Source organism: Hyalangium versicolor (genome assembly GCF_020103695.1).
GTDB classification, from domain to species: domain Bacteria; phylum Myxococcota; class Myxococcia; order Myxococcales; family Myxococcaceae; genus Hyalangium; species Hyalangium versicolor.
This window is the reverse complement of sequence record NZ_JAHXBF010000020.1, coordinates 115068-130392: the sequence shown is the minus strand read 5'-3', so window position 1 is coordinate 130392 and position 15325 is coordinate 115068. Positions and strand designations below refer to the sequence as shown.

Sequence of the window (15325 nt, the reverse complement as noted above, 5' to 3'; positions counted from 1 at the left end):
AGGCCCCTACCTTGGGCTCGCTTCGGTCGCGGTGGTAGCTCAGTTGGTAGAGCACGAGCTTCCCAAGCTCGGGGTCGCGGGTTCGAATCCCGTCCGCCGCTCAACAAAGGGCCTGGAATCGCAGGAGACAACCTCCGGTGGTTCCAGGCCCTTCGCTTTTCCCAAGGACTTGGAGCCATGAAGAAGCCCTACAAGCCAGAAGGCTACGCGAGCGTCTCGGTCTACATGATGGCCGACGGCGTTCAGCGGGTGATCGACTTCCTGAAGAAGACCTTCGATGCGGAGGAGCTGCGCCGGTTCGAAGGACCGAACGGGAAGATCATGCATGCCGAGGTCCGCATCGATGACACGGTGGTGATGCTCTCGGAAGGTGGAGGACAGTTCCCGGCCTTCCCTGTCTGGCTCCACGTCTATGTCCCCGACGTGGACGCAACCTACCGCCGCGCCCTCGCCGCGGGAGGCGTTTCCGTCCAGGAGCCCGTGAAGAAGGACGATCCCGACAAGCGCGGAGGAGTGAAGGATCCCGCGGGGAACACGTGGTGGATCGCAACGCAGGTGGGCTGAGTTACAGTGGTTCATCCAACCCAGGAGGTCACCATGATCAAGCTCTACTTCAACCCCCAGAGCCGTGCGACAGTCACCAAGTGGATGCTGGACGAGTGCGGTGCTCAGTACGAGATCGTCCCCATCAGCTTTGAGAAACGGGAACACAAATCGCCCGAGTTCTTGAAGATCAACCCGGCTGGCAAGCTGCCCGCGCTGGTGGATGGAGATACTCGGCTCTTCGAGAACACGGCCATCTGTCTCTACCTGGCCGACAAGTTCCCCGAAGCCCGGCTGGCGCCCAAGATTGGCGATCCCCAGCGCGGACGCTACCTGTCGCTGATGGTCTACTCGACGTCGCAGCTCGAGCCCGCCATGGGCGACACCATGATGAATCTCCCGACGCCACCGGCTCGCGGGTGGACGGACTTCGAGACGGTCCAGAACGTGATCGAGGGCGAGCTGGGCGCGGGGCCCTACCTGTTCGGGGACTGGTTCACGGCGGCGGATGTGATGATCGGCGCGATGTTCATCTGGCGGCGCAGCTTTGGCGGCAAGCCGGAGCGGCCCAAGCTGGAGGCCTATGTCGATCGGCTCCTGGCGCGCCCCCATGGATTGAAGATCGGGAAGTAAGCCGCACCTTCGATTTCGCCCACTCTTCACGGGTGTCAAAAGCAGGTGCCGTCCTCGCTCCGCCGAATGGGAGCGAGGATATTCCCCCCGCAACGCCACTCGTGGGGAGACACCTGGATGAGACGAGCTCTGCTGCTGTCGGCCCTTTGTTCCGCGCTACCCTTCCATGCGTGCAGTTCCTCCAAGGAGGAGACTCCTGAGGGCGTCAAGGAACCGACGCTCGCGGGCCGTGCGATCCTCCCCGCGGACGCCTACCAGCCCGGTCCGCCCTCGGGTGGACAGGTCACCCCCAACAATGGAGTCACTCCACCCTTCGCGAGCCAGCCGATCCCTGGCTTCTCGGCCGTCCTCGACGCAGGTGGGGGCGAGTTCTGGGCCATGCCCGACAACGGCTATGGCACGAAGGCCAACTCCGCCGACTTCCTGCTCCGTCTCTACCGTGTCCGTCCCGACTTCCGGACGCCCCAGGGCGGCAATGGAACCATCGCGGTGCTCAGCTTCGTGCAACTGAGCGATCCCGACGGAAAGGTCCCCTTTGCGCTCACCCGGGCCGACCGGCTGCTGACGGGTGCGGATTTCGACATCGAGTCCGTGCGCCGCACGAGCAACGGTGAGCTCTGGTTCGGCGACGAGTTTGGACCGTTCCTCGTCCACACCGACGCGACGGGCAAGGTGCTCGAAGCGCCGATCCCGCTGGAAGGCGTGCAGTCTCCGCAGAACCCCTCCCTCTCGAACCCGGAGGCGTGGACGCTCCCCGGCAGCCGCGGCTACGAGGGAATGGCGCTGAGCACGGACGGCAAGTGGCTCTATCCCATCATCGAGGGAGCGCTGCGCAACGATCCCGACCCGAGGCGGCGGATCCTGCACCAGTTCAATCTGCAGGAGCGCAAGTACACCGAGAAGACGTGGAACTACCGGGTCGACGCGGAGTTCCCGAACGCGGTCATCGGTGACTTCACCGCCGTGGATGAGAACCGCTTCATCCTGATCGAGCGTGACGACGACCAGGGAGAGCAGGCCCGCCAGAAGAAGCTCTACCTGGTCGATCTGCGCCGCGTCGACACCGACGGGTTCCTCGAGAAGCAGCTGGTGGTCGACCTGCTGCAGATCCGGGATCCCTCGAGCCTCTCGTCGCCGGCCCGGTCCGGCGAATATGGAGTCGGAGACCCGTTCAAGTTCCCGCTCCAGTCGGTCGAGAGTGTCGAGGTGCTCGATGGCGAGCGGCTGCTGGTCGCCAACGACAACAACTACCCTGGCAGCAACGGACGCTGGACTGCCCGCAATCGGCCGGATGACACCGAGATGATCATCCTCCGCATCCCCGCCATCCGTTAGGCCTCGGCCCCGCGCCTCAGGCGCTCAGAAGCGGCCCACGAGACCGCCCAGGATGCCCCCCGACTGGAGTGGGGCAACCCTGGGCGTCACCTGGACACCCGGTCCCTGCGAGGAGCCTCAGCAAGGACCTGGAAGCGCACCGGAGGCAATCTCCTTGCGCTCCCAGATCCTTCGCGGCCTGCCCGTTACTGGCAGATGTCGCGATCGTCGAGAGCGTTGAGGTGACCCTCGGCGTTGCCCGTCATCGACCGGGCATAGATTCCGCCGTCAAAGCTCCCGTCCGTGAACTGGACGTGGGCCTTGGGAGCCAGCACCGTGCCGAAGAAGCCATAGCCCTGCGCGGTGACGGACGTGGCATCCACGAAGTTGAAGAGCACGCCGTGAGCGTTGATGCCGCCACTGAACGACTGACCGAAACCCGTGAACGTGGCCGAGCTCCCCGACACGTTGATCACCACCAGTGAGCCCGCCGGAGCGTCGATGAGCAGCAGCTTCGCCCCGGTGAAGGCGCTGGCGCTCACCTGGAACACGTTCAGCTCGGGATCCGTGCCGTGCAGCGTGATGCCACCCCAGGAAGCGATCGTCGTCGAGCCGTTCGCCGTCAGCGCGGCCAACCGGGTAGACAGCTTGTTCAGCGCGAAGCCACGAGCGGCGAAGTCGATGGGCGTGCCCTGCGCCACCGTGCCTCGCGGGTAGACCACGCTGGAGCCGGCGCTGTAGTTACCCCCATACCAGGCATCACCCCAGACGCCGCCATTGGAGAGCGTGAGGTCGCCGCCCGCCACCAACGTGGCGGCGATCTCGCTGGCCGACAGCCGGAAACCGACCGAGAAGTTGTTCATGGAGATGTTGCCACCCGCGGCCACCTTGCCCTCCACGTCCGAGCCCAGCGTGTAGTCCTCGAGCACGAACAGGTTGTAGTCGCTCAGGCGCACCTCGATGCAGGAGCTGCACGCGAGCTCCACCTGGGCCGAAGCGGTGTTGTTGTCCTCGCGGCACTCCAGCTCGCGGCCATTGCCAGTTCCGTAGTCCGCCACCACGAAGACCTCGGCGACACCACCGGGAGGCGAGCTCAGCGTGATCGAGGCCAGCGTGCTGGCGCCCGCCGGAAGCACCTCAGGCAGGGTGGCCACGCCGAGCAGGGTTCCGCCCGAGGCCGGGTTGCCCTGGAAGAAGGCTACCTGGAGCCCGGCCGACGCCGCGGCCTCACCCTGGTTGGTCACCTGCGCGCTCAGCGTCAAGACCTCCGTTTCCGTGTCACACGTGCTCGTCACGACCGAAGCCACCAGATCCGCGGCAGCGAAGGGGCTGGTGTCGCCCGACCCCTGGCTGTTGGAGCGGAACGTGTTGAGGCCCGGGACTCGCCAGTTGGCCGTGGGATTGGCCGGGATGGTGCCATCCTCGTTCACGTTGGTGACGGAGTACGCATGCTGGTTCCAGATGCGGCGGGTGTTCACCCAGCCGTCCTTCTTGTCCCGGAACACGCGGATGCCAGCGAAGGTGCCATAGCCACAGCTGACGTTGGCGGCGACGACGATCTCGGCGTTGTCGTCTCCGTCCACGTCGACAACGACGGGGTTCTCGTAGGTAGTGCAGGAGCTGTGCGGCACCTCGAAGCGAATCGCTCCCGTGGCGCCGTCATAGATGCGCAGGCGCGTCTCATCCGCGTAGACCGCCTCGGCCTTGCCATCCCCCTCGAAGTCGAAGGTGGAGGAGCCGGTCCGCCGAGAGCTGGCATCCTGGGTGGGGCTCGACCACTTCACCGTGCCGTTCGTCTCGAAGACGCTGTAGAAATTGGCGCCCGCCACGCCGACCTCCGCCTGCCCATCGTTGTCGAAGTCCGCGATGTTGGGCGCACCACCCTCGCCTCCTCCGGGGATGGGAGTCGTCCACACGAGCGAGCAGTCGTCATCCAGCAGAGAGACGTTGCCCGACCAGACCACGATGATCTCGCCCCGGTCGTCCGCGTCGAAGTTGCCCACGCCCGCCAGGCCATGACCGATCTGGGTGTTGATGCACTTCAACGTCCCGTCCGCGCGGTATACGGCCCGGTCGTTGATGACCTCCTGGAAGCCGTCACCATCGATGTCCGCCGCGAAGGAGATGGGACCGGTATTGGACTGAGTCACTCCCCCCATGCCATCCGAGCCCACCCACTTCAGGGTGCCCGTGTTATCGAAGACGTGGTTGCCGTCGATGATCTCCACGTTGCCGTCGTGATCGAGATCCGCGAAGGAGACTCCGCCCCAGTTGTTTGCGGGCACCGAGGTGCGGAACTTGAACGCGCCGTCATGCTCGAAGCAGATGATGCCGTTGCCGTCCTCCGGAATGGTGCACAGCTCCGGCTTGCCGTCGTGATCGATGTCACCGGCGGCCAGGGTGGCGGCGCCGCGGACGCGCCAGGCGGCATTCGTCACCGTCCACAGCTCACTGCCATCCGCGCCGCTGATGGCCCGGACGACCCCGTTGTAGTTCCAACCGTTGGCGTCGTTCACGTAGGCGTTGAAGACCACGTCCGGGATGCCGTCGCCGTTCAGCTCCACGACGACCGGCGTCATCATCACCTGCTTGTGGTCGGGCAGGACGCTCGGGTTGCCCGTCCATGCCCACTCCAGCTCGGGATCGAAGCTGGGGTTGAAGGGAGGTTTCACCTCGCAACGCTCCGCGCTCACCTCGGCCTGCTGCTGCTGCTCCAAGCCTTCTTGGCCCGGCTCCACGGCGCAGGCCGCACCTCCCATCGCTACCAACACCGCCGCCAACCTTCCGCTGATCCGCTTGAGGCTGCGCGTCCCGACACTTCGATTGCTCTTCTTCATGAGTCCCTCCAGATCTGCTGGGTCTGTCCCGCCAGCCGGAGCCCCTCGAGACGATCTCTCGTTCCGGACAGCGAGCGTCCGCGCAGTGAGCAAGGGCTGTGCCGCAACCTCGCTCAGTCGAAGCACCAGTGGCCCCATGCTCCACATGCTGTCTCGATCCGCTTTGACACAGCGGATTTGACACGCCCATGTCAGCGCTGACACGTCGATGCTCCCGACGCGATCGCCCCGCAACTTCCTCATGCCCCCCGTGTTCATCCCGGAAAACCAACCTCCGAGAGGATCTCCGGTGAGCCAAGGAACGTGGAAGAAGGCGCTGTTCGTGGGAGCAATGGGTCTGGGATTGGCGGCCTCCGCCCAATCAGTGGACGAGCAGATTGGGGGAGCGCGGCAGTTCCTGGATCCCGAGTTCAAGGGAGCCGCTGCGGTCTACCAGGACGACAACCGCATGGTGTGGCAGGCACCGGTGGATCCGGTGACGGGAGTGATCGACGAGTTGCAGCGCCGGCTCATCGACAACCAGGCCACACCCCTGATCGAGTCCTTCCAAGGACCGGAGTGGGTGCGCGGCAGCGACCGCATCCTCTATACGAAGACGACAGACGCCACGCCCAACCTGTGGCTCAAGCGTCCCAACCTGCCACCCGTGCAGCTCACTCAGCCGCCGGCGAAGCGCTACCTGCTCACGGGGATCCTCACCTCCCAGCTCTCCACGAAGGTGACCTACCGGCGCGAGGAGACGCTGTCGTCCGGTGAAGTGGCGAAGGGCGTGTACTGGCTGGACACCTCCGCGCCCACCGTCGAGCACCTGCTGCCCGGCGCGAACCTGGGCGTCGCACCCGTGAGCTGGATCCCGGGCTCGGAGGATCTCGTGTACTGCCAGAAGCAAGGGCAGCCAGCGGTCAACCAGCTCGTGCGGCTGTCGACGGCGACGGACACGCTGACCACGCTCACCTCGGATCTGGACGAGAAGGAGGATTCCTTCGCGTTCCAGGCCGCGGAGGCCAACCAGGCCCTGCGCTACGCCGCGGTGGTGAACGGCGGCACGCTGCGCGTCTACCTGGATGTGAACGGGGACGGCCGCTGGGGAGGGAGCGCCAGCGAGCGCGTGGACCTGAGGCCTCCTTCGGACCTCCCGTACATGTTCTCGCCCGAGACGTTCCAGGCCCGTGACAGCCAGGGTGCATTGCGGACATGGTTCGTGGTCGTCATGCGCACCAGCGCCACGGCACCGGGCCCGCAGGATCATGGCGAGGTCTGGGTGCTGGGGATGAATGGCACGTCGATCCGGGTGGACGGCGGCACTCCGAGCCAGCCTCGCCAGCCCGCGGATCCGGAGTACACACAGGGCCAGAGCGAGATCTTCGTCTACTACAACAACGGGAATGATCTGGCTCTCTGGAGGAGCCACACGGGCCTGGCCGTGCCGTGAGCGGTTCGGGAGACGAGAGGGCTTGACTGAACGCAGTTTCAGGTCCACCTTGATCAGGTGAAGCCGCGTCCCGTCTCCAATCCGCCCAACCCCTGGGCGAGCACCGAGGTGGAGTACCTCGACGAGATCCCCCCCGCGCGGCTCGAGGTCCTCGAGGATCACAGCCGAGAGGTGCTCGCTCGCAACAACAGCCCGGACGTCTGCTTCACCTGGAGCGTCAACCCGTACCGCGGCTGCATGCACGCCTGCGGCTACTGCTACGCACGCCCCACCCACGAGTACCTCAGCCTGGGCGCCGGCACCGACTTCGAGACGCGCATCGTCGTCAAACCCCACGCCCCCGAACTGCTCCGAGAGGCCTTCGAGCGCCCGCGCTGGCAGGGAGAGACGGTCGTCTTCAGCGGCGTCACGGACTGCTACCAGCCCCTCGAGGCCTCGCTCCGCCTCACCCGCCGCTGCCTGGAGGTCTGCGCCGAGTTCCGCAACCCCGTGGGAATCGTCACCAAGGGCGTCCTCATCGAACGCGATGTGGATGTGCTCCAGACCCTGGCCCGCGAGGCCCGCCTGTGGGTCAGCATCAGCCTTCCCTTCCACAACCCGGAGCTGGCTCGCGCCATGGAGCCCTACGTGGCCACGCCCCGGCGGCGCCTGCAGGCCATCGAGAAGCTCGCGGCGGCGGGCATCGACGTGGCGGTGTCCGTGGCCCCCATCATCCCCGGCCTCAATGACGAGGACATCGCCAAGGTGCTCACCTCCGCGCGCGAGGCCGGAGCCACCCGGGCCCATTACACACTGCTGCGCCTGCCCGGTCCCGTGAAGGAAGTCTTCGAGGAGCGCCTGCGCGAGAAGCTGCCCCTGCGCGCCGAGCGCGTCCTCCACCGCATCCGGGAGACTCGCAACGGGGAGCTCTCCGACGCCCGCTTCAAGCACCGCATGCGCGGCGAGGGCCTCTACGCGGAGACCATCACCCGCCTCTTCGACACCACGGCGCGCAAGGTCGGCATGAGGATGTCCTCCCCCACCGAGAGCGCGCCCACCACCTTCCAGCGGCCGACGCGGCCCTCGGCCCAGCTCAGCCTCTTCTGAGAGGCCGAGCCTGGCGCCCCGCGCTCGGCTCAGTCGTTCTTGCCGAGCATCCCCTTCTTCAACCCGTCATCCACCGGGTTGCTGCCCAGCCACACCCCGAAGAGGGCATCCGCGAAGTCCTTGCCCTCCACCGAGATCTCCTGGCCGCCCTTGCTCTGCACTCGCGTGCCCTTGCCGGGAACGTACGTCAGCGTCAGCTCGTCCCCCTTCTTGAGATCCGGAATGGCCTTGTTGAAGGTCTCCAGCCGATCCTTCAGCGCCGGCATCTGCGCCTTGTTGTTCTTCTCCACGCCCTCGGAGATGGCCTCGGTGATCTTCTCCTTCTCCAGATCCCTCAGCATCGACATGCGGACCACCTTCGTCTGGTCCGAGCTGATCGCCTGAGCCCCATCCTGGGTCGTGTTCTCCAGGTAGAACCCCACGGCGTAGACCTTGAAGAAGACCTTCTTGCGCAGCCCCGCGCCGTTGAGCTTCAGCTCCTTGCCGTCGACCGAGAGGGTCGCGGGAAACTTCACTCCCGCCACTTCCTTCTCCTGGGCCAGGGCGGGCAGCGCGAGCGCGAGGGACAGCACCACGGCGGACAATGTCATTTTCATGGTTTCTCCCTATCCGTGCTTCTGGGCGAATTGATCCATGAAGGATACCAGCGCCTTCACGTTGTCCACCGTCACCGCGTTGTACATCGACACGCGAATGCCTCCTGAGAGACGGTGCCCCTTGAGCCCCACCATGCCCGCCTTCTTCGCCTCGGCCACGAACGTCGTGTCCAGCGCCTCGGTGGGCAACCGGAACACCGCGTTCATGTACGAGCGGGACTCCTTCTCCACCGGCGCCCGGTAGAAGTCCGGGTGCCGATCGATGGCCGCGTAGAGCAGCTCGCCCTTCTCCCGGTTCCACTTCTCCAACTGCTTCAGGCCTCCCACGTCCTTGATCCACGCCAGCACGTTGCGGCACAGGTAGATCGCGAAGGTGGGCGGCGTGTTGTACAGCGAGTTGTTCTCCGCGTAGGTGCTGTAGCGGAAGATCTTCGGGATCTCCGTGCTCCCCTTCGCCATGAAGTCCTTGTGGAGAACGATGAGCACGATCCCCGATGGCCCCACGTTCTTCTGGGCCCCCGCGTAGAGGAACGCGAAGCGGCTCACGTCGATCGGCTTCCACAGCAGATCCGAACTCATGTCCGCCACCAGCGGCACGTTCCCCGTCTCCGGGAACGCGTGCCACTGAGTCCCGTAGATGGTGTTGTTGCTCGTCATGTGGACGTAGGCAGCCTCCGGATCCAGCATCATCTCGGCCTGCCGAGGCACGCGCGTGTAGCGGTTCTCCGAGTTGATCGTCGTGCCGGCAATGCGCGGCTTGCCGTAGTACTTCGCCTCGTCGAAGGCCTTCTCGCTCCACACCCCCGTCATCAGGTAGTCCGCCGAGGCCTCCGGCTTCAGGAAGTTCATCGGCACCTGCGCGAACTGCTGCGAGGCGCCTCCCTGAAGGAACAGCACCTGGTGCGTCGCCGGGATGCCCAGCAGCTCCGTCAACAGGGAGATGGCCTCGTTGTGGACGGCCTCGTACTCCTTGCCCCGGTGACTGTGTTCCATGATAGACATCCCGGAATTCTGGAAATCCAGTAATTCCTCCCGGGCCCGCTCCAACGCTGGCAGGGGCAGCCCAGCGGGACCGGCATTGAAGTTGATGACGCGCATGGCAGGTGTCCTCTAGGAAGGGAATGGCGCCGCCATTCTCTCCGACGGGCATTCGGGGGCCAGCAGGAAGAGCAGACAGGGTCTCACGCGGGGCAGTGGCCGACCGTTGAAACCGGAGGTCAGGAGGACAGGTGGGTTCCTCTGAGGAACTGATCCAGTGTGTGCGGCGGGCCGCCCGTGGGGAGGAGTCCGCCTTTGGTGAGTTGTACCGGCGTACGAGACCCTTGGTGGCTCGGCTGACAGCGGGGTTCGCCACGCTGGACGCGGACGAGGTGGAAGACGTGATTCAGGAGACATACGTCCGCGCGTTCAAGGCGCTGCCCCGGCTCAAGGAACCCTCCGCCTTCGAGGCGTGGCTCCTGTCCATCGCCCGCAACCGGGCGCGCACCCGGCTGGAGCGCAAGACGCACGTGCGCCGCATGGAGGAGGAGACCCAGGATCCTCAGCCCGAAACGGTGCCCGCCCTGCCCGAGGCGCTCCAGGTAGAGCGTGACATTGCAGTGGTACGGCAGCTCATCACCGAGCTGCCCGAGGGCGACGAGAAGAAGACCGTGCAGCTCTTCTACCTGGAGGGCTCGCTGTCCGCGCGCGAGATCGCCGAGCAGCTCGGCGTGGGCAAGAGCGCGGTGACCATGCGGCTCGAGCGGTTCCGAGCCCGGATCAAGCGGGAGCTGCTGCGGCGCGTCCTCGCTGGACGGTGGGAGTGATGGCATGAAGCACCTGGATGCCCACACGCTGCGCGCACTGGCCGCTCGGGAGCCCGAAGCGGTGACGCACTTCCGCGAGCACCTCGCCTCCCCATGTGACACCTGTGAGGAGTTCCTCGCCCAGCACCCCGACACGGACCTGCTCGATGGGCAGGTGGACCTGTTCCTGCTCAGCCTCGCCCCAGCACGGGAGGTGGTTCGAGATGACGTAGGCTGGATGCGCCTCAAGAAGCGCCTGCGCACCTCCAACCCCGTGGGACGCTGGGTGGGGGTGGCGACCGCGCTGGCTGCTTGCGTGCTGGGCGCGGTGCTCGTCCCCCGGATGCTGGCACCGCCCGGAAACCCGCAGTGGACCGGGGTCAAGGGCTCCAGCCGGATCACCCTGGAGCTGGTGGCGGCGGCTCGGGGCGCGGACGGCCGGCTGCGGCGGTTGGATCCCGGGGAGGCGGTAAGCCCGGAGGACGTGCTGCTGCTGCGCTACCACTCCACCGAGGCCGGCAGCGCCTTGCTCTTCCAGCAGGTGGGCAGCGCAGCGCCCGAGCTGCTGGGCAACTTCCTGCTCGAGGCCGGGACGCACGATCTCGAGGGCCCCCAGGGGCTCACCGGCGTGAGCCTCACCGGGGAAAAGGGCCCGGTGTCGCTCTGGCTGGTCGCCTCACCAGCAGGTGAGGAGCTGTCGGAGGAAGGAGTCAAAGCCACCCTGAAGGGAGGGACAGCCCGCGTGGACAACCCCTTGTCCACCGCCCGGTTCGACGTCTTCGTGAAGAACAGCGAGAATCAGCGCTGACCCGTGAAGCGCCTCGTCCTCATGATGCTGGGAGCCCTTGTGGCTTGTACCGGCCCGGCTGCCTACGAGAAGGGCGGCCTGGTGCCGCTCAAGCTCGACGAGGCTACATTATCGACCGCCTACGCCCCGCGGCGCATTGCCCTGCTGGTAGGCATCGCCGAGTTCCAGGATCCGCAGTGGCGCAACCTGCGCTACTCGGAGAAGGACGCGCAGGATCTGGCCGCCGCGCTGCAGGACCCCGCGCGCGGGCACTTCGATCAGGTGCGGCTGCTCACGACCCCCGAGCAGACGACGCGCGCGTCCATCCTCGCGGCTCTCCGGGAGCTGCAGCAGGAGGCCACCCGGCCGGATGACGTCGTGGTGGTGTACTTCTCCGCGCACGGCACGCTGTCTCGGGATGGGCAGGGGGAGCTGAAGCGCTACCTCGTCACCCACGACGCCTCGTACCACTCCATCGCGCAGACCGCGCTGCCCATGGACGTGCTGAAGGCGGAGTTCGACAAGCTGCCCAGCCGACGCCGGCTGCTGGTGCTGGCCACCTGTCACAGCGGCAACGGCAAGTCGTTGCTGCCCAAGGAGTTGGAGCAGGAGCTGGCCGGCATCAAGTCCGGCTTCTACGCGCGCCCGTTGGAGGAGTCGAGCCGCGCCTCCATGGTCTTCGCCGCCTGTGACTGGGGCGAGACCGCCCGCGAGGACGAGGGGCTGCGCAACGACATCTACACATACTTCCTCATCGAGGGCCTCAACGGCTCGGCGGATCGCAACGCGGACGGCGCCGTCACCGCCACCGAGGCGCACGACTACGCGCGCCGCCGCACCTTCGCCTTCACCCAGGGGCGCCAACGTCCGTCCGCGGAGATCCTCGAGGTGGGCGCTGATCCGGTGGTGCTCTCGGGCAGCATCGACAGGCTGGGGCGCCCGGAGCTGTTCTCGTACAACCCGCGGCTGGACGGCTTCACACTCAAGGTAGATGGCGAGCCGCGCACGGATCTGCCCGGAGGCACCGCGGTGATGCCAGGGAACCGCATCGTGGAGCTGACCAAGGGCGATGCGGTGCTGGTGCGCCGTGAGGTGGAGGTGGCCGAGGGCCAGCGGCTGCCGTTGGAGCAACTGCTGGCGGATGCCTTCCCCCATCGTTCCCTCTCGCTGGTGGGCGGGATGTTCTCGTTCGTGGACCGCCGCAGCCGCACCGAGTTGCTGCCCGCCTCTCCCGATGTGGGCGTGGCGTTGCGCCTGGAGGATCGGCCACTGCAGGACTTCGCCCTCATGCTGGACTTGGGGGGAAGCCATGGGCGGCATCAGCTCGAGCTCGTGCCCGGCTCGCAGGTTCCCTTCGCCTACACTCGGCTTTCCCTAGGTGTGGGCATGCCGTACCTGTGGCGATGGGATCGACTGTCGCTCTTCGCAGGTCCGCGCGTGGCCGCTCTCTATCTGCGGCGGTCCTTTGCCGTGGATACCTTCGTGGGAGGACAAGAGTATTTCACCTTCAGCCCCGGGCTCATGGGTGGCGCCGTGTGGCGCCTGAGCGAGAGGCTGGAGCTGATCTCGCAGATGCAGTGGATGCTCACGTACGTGGTGGTGGATGGGAAGGGGCAGGCAGTGGGGTTCGCCGGCGGCCTCGCCGGAGTGGGGTATCGCTTCTGATGCGCCAGAGACTTCACATCGCGATTGTTTTCCTCCTCGCCGTGGGCACGAGCAGCTGTGGTGAGCTGGCCAACGCGCCTTTTCTCTTCGGCACGGTGCATGGCCAGATCTCCGACTGTGATCCCTCCGTGGGTTATGTGTCGGTGATGGGCGAGCCCGAGTTGAACAGCCGCCTGGCGGTGGACGGCTCCTTCACGCTGGAGAAGGTGCCCGCGGGGCAGGCCGAGCTGTTCATCGTCGCCTCGGCGACCCGAGCCCTGCGCGAGCCCTTGATCGTCCAGGGTGGACAGTCCGTCACGCTCGGGGCGCTCGTTCCGAAGGAGGCCAGCTACCTGTCAGTGTGGCTGAAGTCTCCCGAGCACCAGGATGTGAGCGAGGCCCAGGTCACCGTGAAGGGCACGCCCGTGCAGGAGCTGCCTGTGAGTGAGGACGGCTGGCTGAAGGTCGGCCCGCTGCCAGACGGCTGCTTCTCGCTGAACATCTCCGCGCCCGGTTTCCCGGCGGTGGACTCGGACACCTGCGTGAGCGCCGGTGAGCAGAAGGAGGTGGAGGTTCATCTGCCTCCTCCGCATAGCGGGTGCGCCATGACGGGGTGCTCGGACGACTACCAGTGCGCGCAGACCGGCCACTGCGTCGAGTGCCTCGAAGACGTCCACTGCGGCGCGGGGTTTGTCTGCCTGGGTTCCCAGTGCGAAGCGACCGCCGTCTGCGTTCCGTGCGACGGAGGCACGAAGTGCCACGGGAACGCGATCTGCCAGGCGCTCCCCGGCGGAGGGAGCGCGTGCCTGGAGAAGTGCAACAAGGACAAGCAATGCGGAAGTGGCTTTGTCTGCCAGGAGAGCCGGTGCACGCCCAACCCGACGCACTTCGCCGGCTGCGGCGCCTATGAGTCCGTGGGAGCCACCTGCACGAGCGATAACGCCTGCGTGGCCCTGGGAATCATCAACGGGATCTGCCGCGAGCAGAGCTGCACCTTCGCGTGCACCACGAATGAGGAATGCCCGGACAAGTTCGTGTGCAAGGCCCTCGGCGACGGCAACTTCTGCCAGCCGGGGAAATGATCGCGGGAGCCGCTACGGGGTGAGGACGATCCCCTGGCGGGAGCACTCCTCCACGGCGTTGCGAACCTCGGCCTCCGCCACCCCTGTCGCCGCCGCCACGGCCCCCGGCGATAGCCCCTCCACCGCCATCTTCAGCACGAGCAGGGTGCGCTCCTGGGCGGCGACGAACCACGTGTTGAGCTGACGCGGGTGCCTCCACAGGAGAGCCATCTCCTCCCCGTCGGCAGGCGCCTGCGCCGAGCCCTGAGTGCGGACATAGGCGCAGAGCTGGAACGGGTGCTGGAGCACCGTGAGCGTGGGGTTCACCGTGAGCTGCTCCACCTGCTCCGGTACCCGCTCCTCCGAGGCATACACCGCCCAGTCCGCCCACTCGAAGCGCGCGAGCGCGGGGGCGAAGGCCGGCAGGCCCTGGGCCTGGGCCACATCCGCCACGAAGGTGGGGAAGCCCTCACCCATGCGGTTCATCTCGAAGTGCCGGCCGGGGCGCGTGGCGGTGTAGCCCTCCACCAGCTGCGTCCAGCGCTCAGCGCCAACGCTGTTCCGGGTGAGCGGGAAGAGCTTTTCGAGCGTGCTCCGCACGTGGCCCCGCACGAACCGGCCGTAGACGGCCACCCGCGCGACAGGCGCGTCCCAGCCCGGGTGCGCCGCGCGCAGCTGATCCACCCCGGAGGAACCCCCGAAGTAGTCCGCCATCGAGTCGAAGAAGTGCCGCAGGCCGGGCTTCATCGCTTCACCTCGCTCAGCAGAGCGCGGGCTTGATCCGCCTGATCCAGCACCGCCTCCAGGGAGGGGATGTCCTGATCCCACTCGATCAGCGTGGACACCGGCCCGGTGCGCTCCAGCACGTAGCGGTAGAGGGACCAGACGTCGTTGCAGACGGGCCCGCCGTGCGTGTCGATGATTACCTCCGGGTACCGATCGTGCCCGGCCAGGTGGATCTGCACCACGCGCTCCAGCGGCAGCGCATCCACGAAGGCGCGCGGGTCATACCCGTGGTTCTGCGAGTTGACGTAGACGTTGTTCACGTCCAGCAGGAGGCCACAGTCGGCCTGCTCGGCCACGTGGCGCAGGAAGGTGGCCTCGGCCAGCGTGCCTCCGGGCATGCGGGCGTAGTAGCTGGGATTCTCCAGCAGGAAGGGACGGCCCACCCGCGCCACCACCTCGCGCACGCGGGGCACCACGTACTCGACCGCCTCCTCGTTGAAGGGCAGCGGGAGCAGATCGTGGAGGTACACCCCACCCAGCCGCGAGTAGCACAGGTGATCCGAGAAGAAGGGCGCATCCACCCGCCGCACGAGCGCCTCGAGCCGGGTGACATAGTCCTCGTCCAGCGGATCCGGCCCGCCGATGTTCAGCCCCACGCCGTGCGGCAGCACCTTCCAGCGCTCGGTGCACGCATCCAGGGCCCGCTGCGAGCGGCCTCCCAGGCTGAGGAAGTTCTCGGGGATGATCTCCAACCAGTCGACCGTCCGCTCGGTGAGCGGCAGCGTCTCGTAGAAGTCGCGCCGGAGCCCGATGCCGGACCCCAGGGGGTTGAGTCCATACCGCTGCGCGTAGCTCTCGGACACGGGGAGATCCTCGACAGGA

Annotated in this window: 14 protein-coding genes and 1 tRNA gene; 10 read left to right on the top strand and 5 right to left on the bottom strand. The window is 66.6% G+C overall.

Annotated features, from left to right (window positions below; genetic code table 11):
* Window positions 1-28: 28 nt before the first annotated feature.
* The 4 genes from KY501_RS35855 (at window position 29) to KY501_RS35840 (ending at window position 2511) form a co-directional block, all read left to right on the top strand.
* Window positions 29-101 (top strand) — tRNA-Gly (locus tag KY501_RS35855).
* 76 nt (window positions 102-177) lie between these two features.
* Complete coding sequence (locus KY501_RS35850; RefSeq protein WP_224368319.1) at window positions 178-564, top strand: VOC family protein; 387 nt, start codon at window positions 178-180, stop codon at window positions 562-564.
* Window positions 565-597: 33 nt separating this feature from the next.
* Complete coding sequence (locus KY501_RS35845) at window positions 598-1176, top strand: glutathione S-transferase family protein (protein WP_224368318.1); 579 nt, start codon at window positions 598-600, stop codon at window positions 1174-1176.
* Between the two features lie 117 nt (window positions 1177-1293).
* Window positions 1294-2511, top strand: a complete 1218-nt coding sequence (locus KY501_RS35840) for an esterase-like activity of phytase family protein (RefSeq protein ID WP_224368317.1) — start codon at window positions 1294-1296, stop codon at window positions 2509-2511.
* A gap of 185 nt (window positions 2512-2696) precedes the next feature.
* On the opposite strand, the gene KY501_RS35835 is transcribed toward KY501_RS35840, so the two are convergent.
* On the bottom strand, window positions 2697-5327 hold the full coding sequence (locus KY501_RS35835; RefSeq protein WP_309243024.1) for a choice-of-anchor A family protein: 2631 nt from the start codon (window positions 5325-5327) through the stop codon (window positions 2697-2699).
* Between the two features lie 289 nt (window positions 5328-5616).
* Here KY501_RS35835 and KY501_RS35830 point away from each other — a divergent pair, with 289 nt between their 5' ends.
* The gene (locus KY501_RS35830; RefSeq protein ID WP_224368316.1) at window positions 5617-6759 is read left to right on the top strand and encodes a hypothetical protein; all 1143 of its coding nucleotides are present in this window, start codon (window positions 5617-5619) and stop codon (window positions 6757-6759) included.
* A 57-nt stretch (window positions 6760-6816) separates the two neighbouring features.
* The gene (locus KY501_RS35825; protein WP_224368314.1) at window positions 6817-7845 is read left to right on the top strand and encodes a PA0069 family radical SAM protein; all 1029 of its coding nucleotides are present in this window, start codon (window positions 6817-6819) and stop codon (window positions 7843-7845) included.
* Between the two features lie 29 nt (window positions 7846-7874).
* Here KY501_RS35825 and KY501_RS35820 read toward each other — a convergent pair whose 3' ends face one another.
* Window positions 7875-8441, bottom strand: a complete 567-nt coding sequence (locus KY501_RS35820; RefSeq protein ID WP_224368312.1) for a chalcone isomerase family protein — start codon at window positions 8439-8441, stop codon at window positions 7875-7877.
* 9 nt (window positions 8442-8450) lie between these two features.
* Entirely contained in the window at window positions 8451-9539 is a 1089-nt protein-coding gene (serC, locus tag KY501_RS35815; RefSeq protein WP_224368310.1) for a 3-phosphoserine/phosphohydroxythreonine transaminase, read from the bottom strand.
* A gap of 131 nt (window positions 9540-9670) precedes the next feature.
* Here serC and KY501_RS35810 point away from each other — a divergent pair, with 131 nt between their 5' ends.
* Genes KY501_RS35810 through KY501_RS35795 form a run of 4 tightly spaced genes read left to right on the top strand, consistent with a single transcriptional unit; the run spans window position 9671 to window position 13738 of the window.
* The gene (locus tag KY501_RS35810; protein WP_224368308.1) at window positions 9671-10246 is read left to right on the top strand and encodes an RNA polymerase sigma factor; all 576 of its coding nucleotides are present in this window, start codon (window positions 9671-9673) and stop codon (window positions 10244-10246) included.
* A gap of 4 nt (window positions 10247-10250) precedes the next feature.
* Entirely contained in the window at window positions 10251-11033 is a 783-nt protein-coding gene (locus KY501_RS35805; RefSeq protein WP_224368306.1) for a hypothetical protein, read from the top strand.
* A gap of 3 nt (window positions 11034-11036) precedes the next feature.
* Window positions 11037-12677 carry a caspase family protein gene (locus KY501_RS35800; protein WP_224368304.1) on the top strand — a complete coding sequence of 547 codons (1641 nt, stop codon included), beginning with the start codon at window positions 11037-11039 and terminating at the stop codon, window positions 12675-12677.
* Window positions 12677-13738: a carboxypeptidase regulatory-like domain-containing protein gene (locus tag KY501_RS35795; protein ID WP_224368302.1), complete on the top strand. Its 1062-nt coding sequence runs from the start codon at window positions 12677-12679 to the stop codon at window positions 13736-13738. The genes KY501_RS35800 and KY501_RS35795 overlap by 1 nt, the downstream gene beginning before the upstream one ends.
* Window positions 13739-13750: 12 nt before the next feature.
* Here KY501_RS35795 and KY501_RS35790 read toward each other — a convergent pair whose 3' ends face one another.
* Both KY501_RS35790 and bufB read right to left on the bottom strand, forming a co-directional pair.
* Complete coding sequence (locus tag KY501_RS35790) at window positions 13751-14464, bottom strand: HvfC/BufC N-terminal domain-containing protein (protein WP_224368300.1); 714 nt, start codon at window positions 14462-14464, stop codon at window positions 13751-13753.
* Complete coding sequence (gene bufB / locus KY501_RS35785; protein ID WP_224368471.1) at window positions 14461-15306, bottom strand: MNIO family bufferin maturase; 846 nt, start codon at window positions 15304-15306, stop codon at window positions 14461-14463. Before bufB ends, KY501_RS35790 begins: the two co-directional genes overlap by 4 nt.
* Window positions 15307-15325 lie beyond the last annotated feature (19 nt).

Bases quoted from the DNA above. Each gene is read 5' to 3' on its own strand.
- KY501_RS35805 (WP_224368306.1), top strand. From the start codon at position 10,251: ATGAAGCACCTGGATGCCCACACGCTGCGCGCACTGGCCGCTCGGGAG.
- KY501_RS35820 (WP_224368312.1), bottom strand. From the start codon at position 8,441: ATGAAAATGACATTGTCCGCCGTGGTGCTGTCCCTCGCGCTCGCGCTG.
- KY501_RS35840 (WP_224368317.1), top strand. From the start codon at position 1,294: ATGAGACGAGCTCTGCTGCTGTCGGCCCTTTGTTCCGCGCTACCCTTC.
- KY501_RS35835 (WP_309243024.1), bottom strand. From the start codon at position 5,327: ATGAAGAAGAGCAATCGAAGTGTCGGGACGCGCAGCCTCAAGCGGATC.
- KY501_RS35795 (WP_224368302.1), top strand. From the start codon at position 12,677: ATGCGCCAGAGACTTCACATCGCGATTGTTTTCCTCCTCGCCGTGGGC.
- KY501_RS35845 (WP_224368318.1), top strand. From the start codon at position 598: ATGATCAAGCTCTACTTCAACCCCCAGAGCCGTGCGACAGTCACCAAG.
- serC (WP_224368310.1), bottom strand. From the start codon at position 9,539: ATGCGCGTCATCAACTTCAATGCCGGTCCCGCTGGGCTGCCCCTGCCA.
- KY501_RS35790 (WP_224368300.1), bottom strand. From the start codon at position 14,464: ATGAAGCCCGGCCTGCGGCACTTCTTCGACTCGATGGCGGACTACTTC.
- KY501_RS35850 (WP_224368319.1), top strand. From the start codon at position 178: ATGAAGAAGCCCTACAAGCCAGAAGGCTACGCGAGCGTCTCGGTCTAC.